This window comes from Paenibacillus sp. NPDC093718 (assembly GCF_050279985.1).
Taxonomy (GTDB): Bacteria; Bacillota; Bacilli; order Paenibacillales; family Paenibacillaceae; genus Paenibacillus_AQ.
Map to the genome: position 1 here is coordinate 612,535 of NZ_JBNNUS010000004.1, position 18,374 is coordinate 630,908.

Below are 18,374 nucleotides of genomic sequence, written 5' to 3' on the forward strand. Positions count from 1 at the left end.
ATGCCTGGTGCCTTGTTCAATGCAAGTGCTTAACAGAAGCATTCAGAACTTCTAGTGTTCCTATTGTACCACACGAACAGAGGTTCACGTCAGCTTTCTTTGATAAAAACAAATGCCAAATTGATGGCAATTTTAAGAGTCGGTATAATGACAGATTCTTCAATCCATAACAATGAATAGCCCGGATGAACATATTAACCTTGTATACGTAACAGACGACCAAACGGTTCCATAATGAAGGGATTTTCTTCAATGGTCCAAATACTTCTCTTCCGGCATATCCGCTATCCCCAACAGCCTGCAACCCTCATTCGCACATTCCCCCTTAACATACTACCGGACAATTGTGTAAAGAAAATGGCAATACCATCAGTCTTTCATGACGAAATCGATCCTGTTTGAACCGCAAGTCGAAGGATCTCCGGGGACCCACACATCATTCCTATTTGGATTCCCCGCAACTTATTCTTCCTACACCATCCATTGAAAAAACTTCCAGCCTCCTTACGCTTCGCTCCTACAGACAAGATCGGCCTATCCCGTTTGGACTACTCGAATGCCTCGGTTCCATTCTCTTCAGCTCTCCCTCATATTTGAACTGGTTAGGTTATCCATTCATCTGCAGGTGACCCGCAGGGAATGTTATGAAGGGGAAACCATACTGCAAGGAGGGTTATGGGATGGCAAGAAGATCAAGGCGGCGCCGGAGTCCCGAAATGCAGCAATTCATGACCGACGTCATGCGGAACGAAGGCTATCAAGTGGACCCGCAGAGACAGCAGGACGTCAAATATGAGGTGGCCAAGTCACTCGGTGTCCCCCTTAAACCGGGCGACAACAGAGACCTGACCACCGGGCAGGCCGGCAAAGTCGGCGGTGCGATTGGCGGTTCCATGGTCCGGGAGATGGTGCGTATGGCACAAGAGAGTCTCAGTAAGCGTTAAAACGAGCCTCGTCTCTCGGAACTCGGTATCCTTAAAACAGCAAAACAGCTCCACATCATAGTTCCCTATGATAGTGGGGCTGTTTTAGTTATGTCTATATAATGATAACTAATATAAAATTGCTCAAAAAGGAATACTTCATTGATAAGAATGTCGTTATCTAAACTCCCTGTGCGTACGGTGTGTGATCCGGGGCATGCCTTGGATGGCTGTCGACCATATGCCTATTCGCCCACCTTATCCCAAGGGGTCGGGCGGTCATAATACGTATCACACAATTTAAACTCGCTGTCCTTGAAGAAGCAGCCGCGGTCCTCCATCGTATCGCGGACGGTCATTCTCGCCAGCTCCATCATGTTGTGATCCAGGCTGAGATGGGCCAGATACGTTCGTTTGGTATCCCCCGTCAGCAGCTCGCTTAAGGCATCGCCTGCCGAATTATTCGACAAATGCCCCATATCGCCGAGAATCCGGCGTTTGGTATTCCACGGATAGCGTCCCATCCGAAGCATCTCGATATCGTGATTGGCTTCCAGCACCAGGACATCCGATCCATCCAGCGCTTTCTTCACCTTATCGCTGACATAACCGAGGTCCGTGGCAACGCCCAGCTTCTCGTCGCCGTCATAGAAGCAATAACCGACCGGTGCCGCAGCGTCATGGGATATTTCAAACGGCTCCACCCGCAGCGTGCCAAAATCCTTGACCTCATGACTCTCCAGCACAATCCGGTTCTCTTCCGCAATCTTGCCCAGCGACTTGCTCATCGCTTCCCACGTCTTCTCATTCGCATAGATGGGCAGATTATATTTGCGCGCAACCGCGCCAAGCCCCCGGATATGATCCGAATGCTCATGCGTGACCAGGATCCCGTCGATTTCTTCCCCCATCATTTCGCGTTCTTTCAACAACTCATCGATGCGCCGTGCACTTAAGCCCGCATCAATCAGCAGTGTCGTATCCTCATTGCGGACAATGGTCGCATTGCCCGTTGAGCCGCTCGACAGCACGGAAAATGAAATCCCCATAGTCTTGTTACTCCTTTGTTGTATCGCTTTTTGGCGTCAGCACGTCCCCGCTGATCCCTTGTACATAGATCATCTCGCCATGATCCAATGTAAACCGCCAGGTTGGTGCTGCTAACTGGTCCTCCGTATTAAACAACTGTCCATAATAGCCTAGCTGAATGTCCCTTACCGCCGAATCAGGCGGGATGAAGTTACGTTCAATGAGCGTTTCCAAAGCTTTGGATGCGGGCAGAACCTTTTGTTCCTCCATATCGTCGGTTGGCATAATCTCGAACACCGGCTCCCGGTACGCATGGATCTTCTGGGATTCGTAAATGAACTCCAACTCCACATTAAACAGCGGCCATTCCTTCTGTACCAGCGGCCGGAATACGATGATATTCTCTTTATCCGACTGCGGATCATGGCGATAAATCCCGAGATCCTTGATCTTGCCCTCCAGCGCATTCCGCAATTCCTTCTCATCGGCGTAAATCAGCTCCGTGTCAATGGGCTGCTCCAGCCCTACCGGCCCTCCCTGCGCTTCCGCGCTGTAGATATAATTAATCTTGGGGAGCTGCGGCGTTTCTGTCGGGATCGGGCTCAGCAGTTGAATCCTATTCTCCTCAATCACCTGCTGCGTGCTCTCGGAAAGCGAGGTAAAATCCAGATTGGAGCCGACCTGCTCGCGGTAATCCATCCAGAGCTGATAGCCCAGCACCAGATTCAGCAGCAAAAACGCGTAAATCAATACATTTTTGGCACGGCCCCAATCCATGATTTTCCCTCCTTATAATTCAATACCGATCTCTATCATTATTCGAGTGTGATAACCGACCCGTTCTGGAGCTCTAAGGCCCATACAGGCTTCAGCAGCAGCCCTTCTCCCGTCCGAACCGGTAAATAGGCAGGATCCAGACCCATAACCATATTTTTCTCCTCAATGTATGGCTTCAACTTCACTTCCAAGGCCTCGCCCCCTGTCAGCTTCACCATCTGTTTCTTCAAGGCAGCAGACTCAAGATATAGCAGCGAGCGCTCATACGAGGTTACCGTCCCCTGCTGTAAATCCAATTCCATGACACCATACTGGAAGCCCGGTGTATTCAGGATCGGGAATCCACCATAATACTGCTGGAACTTCACCAGCGTTCGATCCTCGGATTCACCCGCCTTATCCAGCCTGTACGTGCCATTCCAGCCCCCGTGCTGATTCACGAAATCGATGGCGGACAGCACATCCTTGCCGGGGCTGCTCTCACCGGATGGCGGCGCAGCCGGATCGGTATAACTGATCCATTTTTGCCCCTGATCCACCTGCAGGCTCCGCTTACTGTCTGTATAAATCTCGGAGCCGTCTTTTTCCCGGATATTGCGCGTGATGCTAGGGTCAAAGAACAGGCTGCGCTGCATCTGCTCTACCGTATATTCGCCAATCGGCAGTTCAATGCTGACCATATTCAGTTCCTTCGCCGGGGTATAATACCGGCCATCCACCATCTTATAAGGCGTCCAGCTCAGCCCGAAGTCCACCAGTTGATCCACATCCTGGACGGTCAAATCCGCCTGCGCGGCTTCATAGACCACATCGCCCTCCGTGCTGAAAAACATGACATGGATCTTTGCTTCGCCTTCCACGCTGTACAGCCATATTTTATTGATGCTTTCCCCTTCAAACAGGGTGTCCGGGACGATCTGCATCACTCTTTGGAGCAGCGTAACCGGAATGCCCGAATCAAAGCTTAGCTCAATACCCCGATTCTCGGAGCGAACCTTGGCCCAGTCGATATTGCTGACCATCCGACGCTGAAAATTATCAAAGGTCCTCCCTTTAAGCCTGTTATATACGAGATTGTAGAACGTATCGTTCGGATAGAACACCGTATGCTGGTCTTCGCCCAGATGAATGATCATCTTGTCGGGGAAGAGCAGATTCTCGGCCTTTTCCTCCGGGCCCATTTCCTCGGTTCGGATATAGGCGTTCTTGGATTGCACAACCGAATCACTGCCCGGGAAGCGGAAAATCAAAATGTAACTTTGCAGCAAACTGCCCACGACCAGCACAACCAACAGAATGGTCTTTAATCGTTCCTTCACGTTACCACCCTCCCCTCGTTATCCAGGGGCAAGGTAAAGGTCACCGTGGTACCTTTCTCCAGCTCGGATTGAAGCGTAATAAAACCTCCATGTGCCCTGACAATTTCCCGGGCAATGGATAATCCGAGGCCTGTTCCGCCTAAATTGCGCGTCCGGGCCTTATCTACCCGATAGAAGCGCTCGAAGATCCGGTCCAGATCCTTCTTCGGAATGCCGATCCCGGTATCCTTTACCGATAAGGACAGCATGCCTTCCTCCGTTATGCTTGCATCCATCGTGATAGTGCCTCCGTCTGGCGTATATTTAAGGGCATTGGATATCAGGTTATCGAGAACCTGATCAATGCCATCCCGGTCCAGCATAGCTGTCGATACGCCCGGTTTCACCTCAATAATGGTGCGGATATGCTTTTGCTTCATTTGGAATGAGAAGCGGTCCCCTACGTCCTCCAGCATCTCCACAATGTCCGTCGGCTCCTTATGCAGAGCAGCCTCCTTGGAATCAAGCCGTGACAGATGCAGCAGGTCCGTTACCAGCCGGATCATCCGGCCGGTCTCGTTCTGGATGACGCCGACAAATCGCGGCCCCATCTGTTTATCCTCCAGCGCCCCATCCTCCAGCGCCTCGGTATAACTCTTGATGGTGGTCAGCGGCGTACGCAGCTCATGGGATACATTCGCCACGAACTCCCGCCGCGACGCTTCCAGCTTCTCCTGCTCCGTAACGTCTTGCAGCACCGCAATCGTACCGGTGATGCCGATTTCCCGCCGATGAATCGGAGTAAAGGTCACACGCATCATAAACGGTTCGCTGCCCTCGCGCGGCACAATCTCCAGCAGTTTGGAATCGTGCCCTTCGCTGCGCGCCAGCGCCTCCGATTCGGACTCCTCAAGCCCCAGCAGGGACACGATATCGTGTCCTGCCAGCTCTTCTCCCTCCACGCCCAGCATTTCCCCGGCGCGCCGGTTCATCAGGATGACACGTCCCGCTTCATCGGTTGCGATAACGCCGTCACTCATATTGGTCAGAATCGATGCCAGCTTCTCTTTCTCTTCTTCGTTCTGCGAGAGGGCTTCGCGCAGACGACTGGTCATATAGTTGAACGCCTGGCTGAGCTGGCCGATCTCATCGCTGCCGAACACCGGCGTTTTCTCGGTAAACCGGCCGTCCGCGACGGCCCGGGCATGCTTCGTCAGCTCCTTGATCGGATGGGTAATCGTATGCGACAGGATGACGCCAAGCACCGCCGTCAAGCCAAGGGCCAAGAGAATGCCCGATATAAAAATATTGTTGATCCGCTGCATCGTGCTATACAGCTCGCTCATGCTGGCTACGATATAAATCGCGCCGACGATTTTCTCGTTGTACATGACGGGCTTGGCCACCACTTTTTTGCGGATGTTATCATCATCGATAATGTACTCTTCATTATCCTGTATGCCCTGCAAGGCCCGGCTGACAACCGTCTGCGTGTTCTTCGTGTTCACGTAATCGGCATGGGAGGGCAGCGAGGTCGTAAGTACCCGCCCGGTGGAATCCAGTACCTGAATCTCGGCTCCGTTCAGATTGAACAGATTGTTCACCATGACGCGCAGGCTCTCATACGGGTCCTCCTCCGTAACATTCTCGCCGCCAAGGGTCTTGGCCGCCAGAACCGACATCAGCTCTGCGCGCTCCTGCAAGTCCTTCGTGAAATTGCTGGTCAGCGAGTTCTTCATCGCACTAACAAAATACACCCCGATCAGCTGCATCGCGATCAGAATGAGAAGGACATAAATGATGATGACCTTCGCCTGAATGGTGCGAAAGAAGGACAGCCACTTCATTACAGGCCTCCGTTTTTAGCGCTGCGCATCAGGTAGCCCAGACCGCGCCGAGTCAGGATATATTCCGGCTTGCTCGGATTCTCTTCAATCTTCTCGCGAAGTCGGCGAATGGTAACATCCACGGTCCGCACATCACCAAAATATTCAAACCCCCATACCGCCTGCAGCAAATGTTCACGAGTCATCACTTTACCGGCATTACGGGCCAAATAATACACCAACTCGTATTCGCGGTGCGTCAGATCGAGCGCTTCCCCGCTTTTATATACCATGTACATATCGGTATCAATGAACAGCTCAAACAGCCGCAGGCCTTGTCCGCCTGCACTTGTGCCGCCTGTGTTATCTGCTGAATTGTCCGGCTTTTGCTGACGGCGCAGATGCGCCTTCACGCGTGCCAATATTTCTCTGGTGCTGAACGGCTTCGTCACGTAATCATCCGCGCCAAGCTCAAGTCCAAGCACCTTGTCAATCTCCCCGTCCTTTGCCGTCAGCATGATGATCGGGATCTGCAGGTTCGCGGCACGTACCTCGCGGCACACATCCATTCCGTCTTTTCCGGGCAGCATCAAATCAAGCAGCATTAAATCCGGCCGCTTCGTAAGCGCAATCTCCACCGCGCTAATGCCATCAAAAGCGCAGATGACCTCATAGCCCTCTTTTTCCAAGTTAAACTTTAAAATATCGGCGATGGGTTGTTCGTCATCCACCACCAGAATGGTTCCCTGCATCGTCCTGTTCACCTCATACCTTCACTTAAAGAGGATGTTCAAAAAGTCCCTCTTTGATCACGAAGTAGCACTAGTAGCCCACTCGACATCGAATCTTGAATTCAACCGGGCTTTCCGGTGCTCTCGTACCCAAAACGTACGCTCCACTCCTCAATCCCTAGCTTCATCCAACCTTCTTGGTGCTGAAAGTTTGACTTTTTGAACTCACCGCTTAAACGATCTTCTTCCCATTTTACCACACCTGCCGCCGCTACACACCAGTGTGGACTCCCTTTGCTTCATGAGTATGCGGATTGAAATGATGATAAGGATAGAATCATTCACTTGTAAGACCGTCTCGATAGTTGAAATTCATAACTTTTCTGGATTATGATGGGATCATCCTTTGAGGGAGTTTCATCCGTTTTATTTAAGTTAAGATTCAGAGCTCAATCTATAAATACAGGGGGGAGTTATTTGGATGGAAAGTACAAATATAGTTACTCATTTTAGACCCATATATATTCTGTTTATCCTCATTCTGATCATCACATTGTTCATCATGATTTTTCGGAATCGCCATAAAGTAATCAATGGTTTTACAATCGCAATAATTACCCTTATTAGTTTGGCAGTATCCGCTCATCTAACCTATCAAATAGGTTACCTTGCAGATGAATTGGGAACCGGCGGCGACGCTGTATCCTTTAATATGTTTATTGCTGTAGTGATACTGTCGTTGGTTAATCTCCTAGTCTACGCCTACAAAAGAGAATAGTTTTTATTGAATGTTTCCCACCCACACCGCCTCCCAACGGCCACCCCTATTCAGGGGGGCGGCCAACCGCTTCCCGGCGGAAAGCACGGGGATGGATTCGACAGATAAGGGAAAACCTCCGGCAGCAGCGAGCGGTGTCATTCGGAGAGCGGCAGCGATCGCCTTTGAATTCGGAAAATCTCATCTTACGCAACATTCCTGTTTTCCGAATTCAACAGCGACGGAGAAGGACACCGCTTGCGCCCCCACTGCAGATTATTTCCCGTTCTGTCCCACATCCCCAAATCACCGCCTGCAAGACGCAAAGATGGCCGCCCCCGTTAAGGAGCGGCCATCTTCACTATTATGATATATGAACCAATAATGGCTTATGTCGCATTGGTTTACCTAGTATAACACAGAACTACAGATATTTCATCGGATTTTGGGCAACTCCATTTTTTTGCACTTCGAAATGGAGATGAGTTCCAGTAGAACGGCCCGTATTGCCCATGACGCCCAGCTTGGAGCCTTGTCCAACCGATTGTCCGTTGCTCACGGAAATCTTGCTCATATGCCCATACAGGGTGCGATATCCATTGCCATGATCGACAATGACGACCTTGCCGTAACCGCTCTGCTGACCGGCGAAGACCACTCTGCCCGAGGCGGCTGCCATAATCGTGCTTCCGCCAACCATATCGACACCTTCATGGCTTCTTCCCCAGCGATGACCGTAGGAGCTCGTAATGCGTGCCCCGCTGACCGGCCATGCGAACATGCTGCCGCTGGATTTCTGGGTCACCGTTGCCGCTTTTTTCTTAGGCGCTACCTTGGTGCCTTTATACACCACTTCCGGCAGGGATTCCTGAACCACCTGTTGGCCTGTCCATTGCTTAGAGATGACCTTGCCGTTCTCTTTGGTTACGATGTAATCAACGGTTTTGACGCCATCCCGCCCGGGACGAACGACCTTTCGTTTCCCCAGTGGAAGCTCGCTGCTCTTGCGGACAACCGTTTCCGGCTTGCTTGGCTGCTTCTCCGACACCGTCTCCACCGTTCTTACCGTCAGCGGCGCTTCCGGTTTCGTTACCTGCAGCTCGGCCCCGATCTGAACGTATTTCTCCTCCAGCCCGGGATTCAGCGCCATGACGTCAGCAGACTTCATGCCAAAATGCTGCGCAATTGAGGAAATCGTATCTCCCTCTTTCACCGTGTATACCACCGGCTTGTCCTTCGTGCCCGTAAGCACCTTCACTGCTTCTTCCACATCCAGCACCTTGTTCGGGTCGACCTTCGTGTTGGCAAGCGAGATCTTCTCCTTAATATCTACCGACTGAAGCCCGCTTCCGTCATCGCTCTTCTTGCTCGATGCCGATGCCGACGTCTTCGTGAAAGCGACCCTCTGGGTCTTCTCCTTCTGGGCAGCTGCCGGAGCGAACTTCAGCTTGGCCGCTTCGACGGCAGATTTGGCTGCCTGCTGATCCTTGACGATGGCAACTGTCTTGCCGTTCACCTTCAGCTCCACACCGCGGGCATATGCCTTCAGCATGTTATCAAGCTTTAGGAGAGTCTCCTCGCTGTTCACCTCAGGTTTAAAGGAACGATCGGCCTTCGTTGTAATGCCGTCGGTGTGAAGCACCATAAGTACATCAGGGTGCTCCTGCTGATACTCCTTTTGCTTCTCTTTGAGCAGCTGGTCAAGCTGGGCATCATCTTGAATGGTACCGATGGCTTTTCCATCTACATACACATGATAGAACGGAACCGTATTCGCGTTCACATACGCTTTTCCGCCCGTATATATCGATCCTGCTATGAGCAATGCCCCTGCCGATATCCAAATCCACCTGCGCGGTGAAGTCCATCCCCGTTTTTGTGGATTCGACGGCTCCGAGGGCTCTCGATTCGAGTTGTTGTTGTGGGCAGAATGATCGGCTGCTTGCTTGCGCAAGAGGCTGTCCATCCACCGTTTCCCCTTAGATCCTTTCATGTCTCTCTCCTTTAAGCCTTGTTCATATGTAAGAATCTGTTCATTTGAACTCGCTGACTTAGCATTGAATATGACACAACCTGTCAAAAGGTATCAAAATTTTAACCTTTTCGATCTTCGTATACTTTAACATAGCCATTACAATCATTTCAAGTTTACGAAAACAGCGAAAAACCCGCGCTGGGCGCGGGTTTCCTGATTTTCCCTAATCTATAACCTCCGCAAGTCAGTGACAAAACAGTGACAGAACAGGCCTGATAGCCGTTATACCGTTATTCTTTAAGCATGGTGATCAGTTTATCGAATTCCTCGGCATTCAAATATTTGGATATGCCCTGCTCGATGTCCGCAAGTTCCGCTGCGGTCAGTCCATCCTCCATCGCCGCGGAGATCTTCTGCATTTCCGATTGGGGCAGTTTATTCATCAGCATGGTAAAAATCTCTTCCTTCTCCTCTGTTGGCAAACTGTCCTTCCGATCCACAATTTCCCCCGGTGTCATCACAATCTCCTGATCTTCCAGCGAGGAATCGTCAGGCAACTCTGTCGTATTCGTGCCCATCACCGGCAAGGAATTATCAGGTGCCTCTTCATCAGCTGGCGGCTCACCCGTCGTTCCCGCCGGGTTCGAATTCGCCTCGTCATCCTCTTGTGCCCCTCCATTACGATCCAAGCCGCTCCCTGGCGTTGGTTCATCGGACGTGGCATTCTTATCTTCTGCCCTATTGTTATCCTCCGTGGGGTTGACACTGTCGACATCCGGCTTGGTGCCGGATCCCATGCCCAGCATCGACATCATAATGCCCCCAACCCCCATCGGCTCCGTCTCCAGCTGAATGTTAAAACTGGACAACACCGATTGAATATAGGCATTGACCACGATGCCTGTTGTCACAATCGTGAGCGTGCTCACCAGGATGGCGGTCAAGCTAACTTTCAGCAGCCATTTCGTCCACTTCATCCCGTATTCCTCCTTCCTCATACATGCTCTGAAATGACATGGCGATAATTGCTTTCTTTTTCCAGTATTGACGACTCGGAATCGCTTCAATCCTCTTTCCCTCATTTTTTCTACCTCCATTTGATATATTTCATGATTCCGTTAGTTTTAGGCCCATTCCAAAATGAAAAAACCGGAACCATCCCTAGCAACCTAGTAGATGAATCCGGTTTTATTATGCTGAATCATGTACCTTGTCCAGCTCTCAAGAAGACCACACGCCTCATTGAATTCGTATGGCTTCTGTCCACCCTACATTGATCTGACTGCATATACCCGCTGCCTTTAGCCCCAATTCCAAATATCAGCGTGCTGTCCTCTATGTCTCTCTCCATTATAGGGTGGATGGACAACCGGCTAAGGGATAATATTATTCAAATGCAGGGACAAATTCTTCCACATTTAGGCATCAATGTTATCGGCAGGATGCGTTCTGATCTCCACCTTCTTTGCCAAAAAGAAAACCCGCCGACACGATCATCGGCAGGTTCATAGAATCTTATCATTGAAGTTGAACTTCTAGTCTCTCTTCACTTGGTCCAACGCTTGATTATTTCTCGTAAATCGGAAGCACTTGATTCGTCTGCTCCCGGTTGCGACCCACAGAGAAGATGGCAATCGGAATGCCGGTCAGCTCGGATACGCGCTCTACGTAGCGGCGGGTGTTCTCCGGCAGATCCTCCAGCGTTTTCGCGCCGGTAATGTCTTCACTCCAGCCTGGCAGCTCTTCATATACCGCTTCGCACTCGGCAAGCATTTTCAGGCTTGCTGGGTAGTGCGTAATCTCTTCACCGCGGAATTTATATGCGGTACAGATCTTAACGGTCTCAAGACCGCTCAGCACATCCAGCGAGTTTAGGGACAAGCCGGTAATTCCGCTCACACGGCGGGCATGGCGTACAACTACGCTATCGAACCAGCCTACGCGGCGAGCGCGTCCGGTTACCGTGCCGTATTCATGTCCTTTTTCCCGAATGTACGCCCCGATTTCATTGTCCAGTTCCGTTGGGAAAGGTCCGTCCCCTACACGCGTCGTATAGGATTTAGCCACACCGATCACCTGCTGAATCTTCGATGGTCCTACACCGGAGCCGATACATACGCCGCCGGCAGAAGGATTCGAAGACGTAACGAACGGGTACGTGCCTTGATCGATGTCCAGCATGACGCCCTGCGCGCCTTCGAACAAGACTTTTTGATTCTCATCGATCGCATCATTCAGGATGACGGAAGTGTCACGCACATATTTACGAATGATTTCGGCGTATTCCAGGTATTGCGCTAAAATCTCTTCAACATTGAGTGCTTCCCCGCCATACACCTGGGTAATGACTTGATTCTTCTCCTTCACCAGATGGCGAAGTTTCAGTTCGAACTCTTCCGCATCCATCAGATCTGCGATCCGGATGCCGTTACGTGCCGCTTTATCCATGTAGCAAGGGCCGATTCCCTTGCGGGTTGTACCGATTTTGTTCGGACCTTTCCGGTCCTCTTCCAGAGCATCCAATACCATATGATAAGGCATGATAACATGAGCACGATCACTGATGACCAGATTATCCGTGCTGAACCCGTTATCATGAATATAATTAATCTCTTCAATAAGTGCAGCCGGGTTAACGACCATACCGTTTCCGATCACACAGGTTTTATCTTTATAGAATACTCCGGATGGAATCAAGCTAAGCTTGAATTTTTTACCGTCAATCAGAATGGTGTGGCCAGCATTGTTGCCGCCTTGGTAACGGGCTACCACGTCAGCGCTTTCCGCTAAATAATCCGTGATTTTCCCTTTCCCTTCATCTCCCCATTGTGTTCCCACAACGACTACCGTTGACATATTCATTCCTCCGCCCGGGCTGTTACACCCTTAATATTTCGCGAAACACTGATGAAATAACCTTTACAAACTGATTAAATTTCAACCTCACTGCACTAAAGCAGCAATACCAGTGTAACAGTCCCCATTTTTAAAGTCAAATACAAAAACGAACAATCGCACATCAGTGTGTACGATTGTTCGGAATTAGGACGAGATTATCGAATGATTGCAGCATTATTTGGGGAACCGCCATAAGAAATGCCCTTAGCTTACAACCAGCGGCAGATATCTGCCTGGTCTTTCGAGCTTTATTCAAGCTGCCCCGGATATTGTTAAGACACCTAAGAACCGCGGCTAATCTGTATACTCGTCATCCGGCAGCAAAGGCGTCGGCATGCGTTCGCTCGTAATTGACGAATTTATTAAAGTTCTTTAGGAAGACCAGTTCCACTGTACCTACAGGACCGTTACGCTGTTTAGCAATGATGATCTCGATGATGTTCTTCTTCTCGGTTTCCTGATTGTAATAATCATCCCGGTACAAGAACGCAACGATATCGGCATCCTGCTCGATCGAACCGGATTCCCGAAGGTCACTCATCATCGGACGCTTGTCCTGACGCTGCTCCACGCCCCGGCTGAGCTGTGACAGCGCGATAACCGGCACTTCGAGCTCACGGGCGATTTGTTTAAGCGTACGTGAGATCTCGGATACCTCCTGCTGCCGGTTCTCCCCGGCCTTGCCGCGCCCATGAATGAGCTGGAGGTAATCGATCAGGATCATGCCAAGACCCTTCTCTTTCTTCAGACGACGGCACTTTGCACGAATATCGGCAACCGTTACACCCGGTGTATCATCAATGTAGATCTCGGCTTCCGACAGAGCTGCGATGCCCATCGTAAGCTTGGACCAATCCTCATCACCTTTGAAATCACCGTTACGCATGACCCCTGCATCCAGGTTAGCCTCCGCACAGATCATACGCTGTACAAGCTGCGGCGCTGACATCTCCAGACTGAAGATCGCTACGGTTTCTTTGGCGCGAATGGCTACATTCTGGGCAATATTCAATGCAAACGCGGTTTTACCTACGGAAGGACGGGCAGCTACGATGATCAAGTCGTTGCGCTGGAATCCACTTGTCATTTTGTCCAAGTCCACGAAACCGGATGGAATTCCCGTTGTATTCCCCCGGTTCTGATGGAGAACCTCCACCTTCTCGAATACTTCCATCAACACGTCGCGGATCGCAATAAATCCGCTGCCCGTGCGCCGATTGGAAATCTCGAGAATGCGCCGCTCCGCCTCGCTGAGCATACCGGATACATCTTCTCCTCCGGTATATCCTTCACTGACAATCTGTGTTGCGGTGCGAATCAACCGCCGCAGCATCGATTTCTCTTCGATGATCTGGGCGTAATAATCCACGTTCGCAGCCGTCGGAACCGCATGGGCCAGCTTTGCTAAATAGCTGACACCTCCGACCTCTTCCAGCTGCCCTTTATCTTGCAGGAGAGATGTAAGGGTCACCAGATCGATCGGTTGATTGCCTTCCCCGAGCTGCACCATAACCTCATAGATCATCTGATGCGTTTTGTCGTAGAAGTCCTCGGCCTGCACCCGCTCCATCGCTGTAATCAGCGCTTCACTTTGCAGCAGAATGGCACCCAGCACCGCCTGCTCTGCCTCAAGGTTCTGCGGGGGGACCCGATCGAAATAGAGTTCTCCTCCCATATTACTCCTCCGTAATTTGAACCTTGAGCGTCGCCTTGACGTCAGGGTGCAGCTTCACCGGAATCTGGGTAACACCCAGACTGCGGATCGGATCGCTAAGTTCAATTTTGCGTTTGTCGATTTTAATCTTCTGTCCTGCCAGCGCTTCAGCAATTTGTTTGCTGGTAATGGCGCCGAACAGACGGCCGCCTTCTCCAGCTTTAGCTTTCAGGACAACCGTCATCTCTTCCAGCTTTTTGCCGAGCGCCTGTGCTTCTTCCTTCTCCTGAGCCTTGCGCTTCTCCTCGGAAGCCTGCTGCTGCTCTAGCGTTTTCATGTTGCCGTCGGTTGCCGGACGAGCGACCCCACGCGGAATCAGGAAGTTTGTTGCATATCCTTCTGAAACTTCCTTCACTTCACCTTTCTTGCCTTGACCCTTCATATCTTTTATGAAAATGACTTTCATTCAAATAACCCCTCTTTCGCTTCGATGTCCTTCAGTACTTCCATCAACTTCTCCTCGGCTTTCTCAGGCGTTGTATCCAGTTGTACTGCGGCGTTCGTTAAATGTCCGCCTCCCCCGAGACGTTCCATAATCATCTGAACATTCATCTTGCCCATGGAGCGGGCGCTAATGCCAATCTTGCCGTCTGTTCGTTCGCTTATGACAAACGATGCCTGCACATCCGTCATATTCAGCAGCATATCCGCCACTTGAGCGATCAATAGCTGTGGCATGGGCTCCCCGCTCTTCGATACCGCAATAGCGATATGGTCATATACCATTTTAGCATGTTTCACGATTTCTGCCTTCGCTATAAATTCTGTCAGATCTTCCTTGAGTACCCGCTGAATCATCATCGTATCGGCTCCGTGACGACGCAGGAAACCGGCAGCCTCGAACGTTCTCGATCCCGTGTGGAGGGCAAAATGCTTCGTATCCACCGTGATCCCCGCCAATAAGGCCGTTGCCTCAACCGGAGTAAGGGATACCCGTTCGTGAATATACTGCAGCACCTCCGTAACCAGCTCGCAGGTTGATGAAGCATACGGTTCAAGATAGATCAGCACCGCATCGCTAATAAACTCTTCCCCGCGCCGGTGATGATCCATTACAACGACCCGGCTTGCGCGATGAACCAGCCGCGGCTCCATCGTCATGGAGGCTTTATGCGTATCAACCACAACGAGCAATGTATGCTCTGTCATGATCTGCATCGCTTGCTCGGTGGAGATGAATCTGTTCATTAAGGCTTCGTCCTTCCGGACCTCTTCCATAAGCCTCGATATGGACGGATTCATTCCCTCCATCACGATATAAGCCTCCACTTTATACATCTGAGCTGCTTTCAACACGCCGATTGCAGCGCCGACCACGTCCATATCCGGCAGCTTATGACCCATAATGATCACTTTGTCGCTCTCCTGCATCAAATCACGCAGCGCATGGGAGATAACACGTGCTCTTACGCGAGTCCGTTTCTCCACTGCATTGGATTTACCGCCATAGAAGGAGAGCCTCTGGCCCGCTTTGACAGCCGCCTGATCTCCGCCGCGGCCAAGTGCCATATCCAAGCTGGATTGTGCCAACTGCCCAAGCTCCGTAATGTCGTCTGAACCGAAAGCAAGACCAACACTTAGCGTCAGCGGTACCTTTAGATCGGCGGTCATCTCCCGGACTTCATCCAAAATAAGAAAACGGCTGTTCTCCAGCGCATCAAGCGACCTGTGGTTGAGCATCATCAAGTAACGGTCCGAGGAAAGTCTCCGCAAATAGACGTTGAATTCACGCGCCCAATCGGTAATCTCACTGGTTACCTTCGCAATCAGCGCCGTCCGCTGTTGATCATCCATCCCCTGCGAGGCTTCATCAATGTTATCCATCATGATAATGCCCAAGGCCAATCGCTCATCCTCATACCGCTGCCTTAGCACCGCCAGCTCGGTAATTTCATCCAGATAGATTAATCGCTCATCCGGAATGACCGTTGCTCCATAGAACTTATCCTCGTGGGAGATCTCCAGACGAATTTCTTTCGGCAGCTTCTCCTTGTTATCCTTCTTCTCTTGGGCTTCCTTCATCGCGACAACCAGCTGGGGAAACAGCTCATCTAAGGATACGCCGACCATCGACTGCTGTGGAAACATATTGATCACGAATTGGTTATGCCACTCCACGGTCTTGTCCTCGCTGTACAGGACAATGCCAAATGGCAGCACGCTGACCGCTTCGCCTTCGACCCGCTGAATCCGAAATGACAGATCCCCAATATAATCGACCAGCTCGCGGCGGAATTTCATCTCCGTCTTCAGCATCGCATAACCGCCGACCACCGCAAGCAGCAGACCTACCAGCCCCAGAATGGTATTGTAGAACGACAGAAAAATAACAAGCAGAAGCACCAGCGCAAACGCCCAGACGGTATGATAGCCGTGCCAGCGCTTCTGCAGAAATTTAGGCATGACTCATCACCCTATCTTTTGGTTTTACTAAACGCCTGACGAAGTGGAAATGCCAGGTCCAGGATTCCGATAATCATAGCCGGCGGGAACAGCACAATCGGTATAGCCGTCAAAAGCGGTACAATCGGATGCCACTTTCGTTCGTGAGTGAGATAGTAGAAGAACCCCAGCGCTTGGATCATGAAGCAGATCTGCAGCAAAGGCGTAGCGTTTGCCACTATCATCTTCATGAAGGTATTGTCCGAATTGACGGTTGCTATGTTGATGAAAAAAATGAGCAAGTAGTACCAGATCAGGGAACGCGGCAGCATCCATTCTCTAGCCGGCTTCAGCCGCGGCACGGACAAGCCCATGCTGCCCAGCGTCGGACGAGCCAAAGCATGGGTTATTACCGTCATAAGGAACGAGCTGATAATCATCGCAAATGGAACCAAGCGCATCGTTTGATCTTTAATTAATTGTGTATCGAGTTCGGTGCCAAGGAACTGTCCTCCCAGGCCTCCTTCTACACCCATCTCAGTGAGCGGAGCCGTCGTCATCTTCACAATCTCATCCACATACTCCGACAGATTTAATTGGAAGAAGGCTGTGCTGATCATAAGCAGAACGAGCATTTCCACCAGCATGACAGCCATTCCATACTTCAATACCTGCATAGCTGCCTTCCGCTTCCGGTACAAATACCCCATGACAATCCCCGGAATGGCAAAATAGATCGCAAATAACACATAAATGGGGTGAATCAGAAGCGCGATCAGCCACACTGGCACCACATGCATGATAAATGATTTTGTATTCAAAGCCGTAAACAGAATCGCAACCGGCAGAACTAACAAGAAAGCCGTTACGATCGAAAAGGGTGTGAGTAATGATAGCAGCAGTAGCAAATAAATAACGCTCCATACCGCCGTAGTCCAGCGCAGTTTCAATATGTTCACCTCTTACGCAAATGTTCTTCGAGCGCGGAAATATCCTGATACCAATCTTCCAGCTGATGTCCTTCCTGCTTATGCTTTTTCAATTTCTCTAACAAGAGATCATCCAAATCCCGATAGGTCAAGCCGAGCCTTCGGCCCAGTATGTATGAGCTCATCATCAGGCTTACCAAACTGTCTCCAACCTTTGTAGTGCTGCCTTCCCATAGAGCTTTGAATAACCGGGATACATTGTCAATTACTTCGGTTTTGAGCCACTCAATCACTTTGGCACGTTTAGCTACATCCAAGTCCTTCGGCATATTTGGCATATCCATCTCTCCCTGAAAACAGCTTTATTCTCCATTATAGCATAAAAAAAAGCCGCCCACACAAAGGCCCATGCACCCTGTCCAACCTTAGTCCCAGTCGGCACTCGGTAACCCACCTTCTCTTTGTACTCCAATCGGGCCCCGGTTATTCCTCCCCGCTTTTTCGCTGCATCCCGTTTCTATAAAAATAGGGCGTGTTACCCACATTGTCATCCGTGGTCCCACGCCCTTGTTTATTTTCAAGCCTGCTTGATTATGATGCCCCGTGGGACTCCACTGTCTCCTTGGAGACAATTCGTTCACAGTACTCTATGATGAGGCTTCTGCGTACAATGCCGATAAAGCGGTTCATATCATCCACGACAGGTACAAAGTTCTGCACCTTGGCCAGATTTATCAGATCCTCCATCCGGGCGTCAATCGACACCGGCTTGATATCCATACGAAAAGGAACATCTTTCAGTAAAAATTTCGAAGCGTTCTCAAAAGTGATTTTGCCTTCCGAATTCTTCATATGCCATAACAGGTCACCTTCCGTTACAGTCCCTGCGTACTGGCCGTTCTTATCCAGTACGGGCACAGCTGTATATCGGTGAAACTCCATCCGTTCCAGCGTCTGCCTGAGCGTAGAATCCAGTGTTAAACAGATCACTTCCTGCTTTGGTAATAGAAAAAAAGCGATATTCATAATGCATTATCCTCCTTATGACTCCAACCTCTGAAGTCATGTTAAGTAACCTTCCTGATTTAAAGCCTAGGTATGCAGGTTACTCCTTCCCCTATCCATACTCATACAT

At 50.5% G+C, this 18,374-nt stretch carries 15 protein-coding genes; 1 reads left to right on the forward strand and 14 read right to left on the reverse strand.

What is annotated here, in order from left to right:
* Positions 1–680 precede the first annotated feature (680 nt).
* Complete coding sequence (locus ACQKPA_RS15585) at positions 681–944, forward strand: alpha/beta-type small acid-soluble spore protein (RefSeq protein WP_427493524.1); 264 nt, start codon at positions 681–683, stop codon at positions 942–944.
* 224 nt (positions 945–1,168) lie between these two features.
* On the opposite strand, the gene ACQKPA_RS15590 is transcribed toward ACQKPA_RS15585, so the two are convergent.
* From ACQKPA_RS15590 to ACQKPA_RS15655, 14 genes are all read right to left on the reverse strand, one after another.
* Entirely contained in the window at positions 1,169–1,972 is an 804-nt protein-coding gene (locus tag ACQKPA_RS15590) for an MBL fold metallo-hydrolase (RefSeq protein WP_071219359.1), read from the reverse strand.
* A 7-nt stretch (positions 1,973–1,979) separates the two neighbouring features.
* Positions 1,980–2,729, reverse strand: coding sequence for a two-component system regulatory protein YycI (gene yycI / locus ACQKPA_RS15595; protein ID WP_427493525.1), 750 nt, complete (start codon positions 2,727–2,729; stop codon positions 1,980–1,982).
* Between the two features lie 38 nt (positions 2,730–2,767).
* Positions 2,768–4,048 (reverse strand): YycH family regulatory protein, encoded by a 1,281-nt coding sequence (locus ACQKPA_RS15600; RefSeq protein ID WP_427493526.1) that lies wholly within the window; start codon positions 4,046–4,048, stop codon positions 2,768–2,770.
* The gene (gene walK / locus ACQKPA_RS15605; protein ID WP_427493527.1) at positions 4,045–5,874 is read right to left on the reverse strand and encodes a cell wall metabolism sensor histidine kinase WalK; all 1,830 of its coding nucleotides are present in this window, start codon (positions 5,872–5,874) and stop codon (positions 4,045–4,047) included. Before walK ends, ACQKPA_RS15600 begins: the two co-directional genes overlap by 4 nt.
* Positions 5,874–6,605: a response regulator YycF gene (gene yycF / locus ACQKPA_RS15610; protein WP_071219355.1), complete on the reverse strand. Its 732-nt coding sequence runs from the start codon at positions 6,603–6,605 to the stop codon at positions 5,874–5,876. The genes walK and yycF overlap by 1 nt, the downstream gene beginning before the upstream one ends.
* 1,160 nt (positions 6,606–7,765) lie before the next feature.
* Entirely contained in the window at positions 7,766–9,334 is a 1,569-nt protein-coding gene (locus ACQKPA_RS15615; protein WP_427493528.1) for a peptidoglycan DD-metalloendopeptidase family protein, read from the reverse strand.
* A 272-nt stretch (positions 9,335–9,606) separates the two neighbouring features.
* A complete protein-coding gene (locus ACQKPA_RS15620; protein ID WP_427493529.1) occupies positions 9,607–10,293 on the reverse strand; it encodes a hypothetical protein in 687 nt (228 codons plus the stop codon).
* A gap of 589 nt (positions 10,294–10,882) precedes the next feature.
* Positions 10,883–12,172 (reverse strand): adenylosuccinate synthase, encoded by a 1,290-nt coding sequence (locus ACQKPA_RS15625; protein WP_427493530.1) that lies wholly within the window; start codon positions 12,170–12,172, stop codon positions 10,883–10,885.
* Between the two features lie 352 nt (positions 12,173–12,524).
* A complete protein-coding gene (dnaB, locus tag ACQKPA_RS15630) occupies positions 12,525–13,889 on the reverse strand; it encodes a replicative DNA helicase (protein WP_071219350.1) in 1,365 nt (454 codons plus the stop codon).
* A 1-nt stretch (position 13,890) separates the two neighbouring features.
* On the reverse strand, positions 13,891–14,334 hold the full coding sequence (gene rplI, locus ACQKPA_RS15635) for a 50S ribosomal protein L9 (protein ID WP_071219349.1): 444 nt from the start codon (positions 14,332–14,334) through the stop codon (positions 13,891–13,893).
* Positions 14,331–16,331 carry a DHH family phosphoesterase gene (locus ACQKPA_RS15640; protein ID WP_427493531.1) on the reverse strand — a complete coding sequence of 667 codons (2,001 nt, stop codon included), beginning with the start codon at positions 16,329–16,331 and terminating at the stop codon, positions 14,331–14,333. Before ACQKPA_RS15640 ends, rplI begins: the two co-directional genes overlap by 4 nt.
* Before the next feature lie 11 nt (positions 16,332–16,342).
* Positions 16,343–17,260, reverse strand: a complete 918-nt coding sequence (locus ACQKPA_RS15645; RefSeq protein WP_427493532.1) for a DUF2232 domain-containing protein — start codon at positions 17,258–17,260, stop codon at positions 16,343–16,345.
* A gap of 5 nt (positions 17,261–17,265) precedes the next feature.
* Positions 17,266–17,568, reverse strand: coding sequence for a MazG-like family protein (locus ACQKPA_RS15650; RefSeq protein WP_174819218.1), 303 nt, complete (start codon positions 17,566–17,568; stop codon positions 17,266–17,268).
* Between the two features lie 262 nt (positions 17,569–17,830).
* Positions 17,831–18,265: a CBS domain-containing protein gene (locus ACQKPA_RS15655; protein WP_427493533.1), complete on the reverse strand. Its 435-nt coding sequence runs from the start codon at positions 18,263–18,265 to the stop codon at positions 17,831–17,833.
* Between the last annotated feature and the right edge of the window lie 109 nt (positions 18,266–18,374).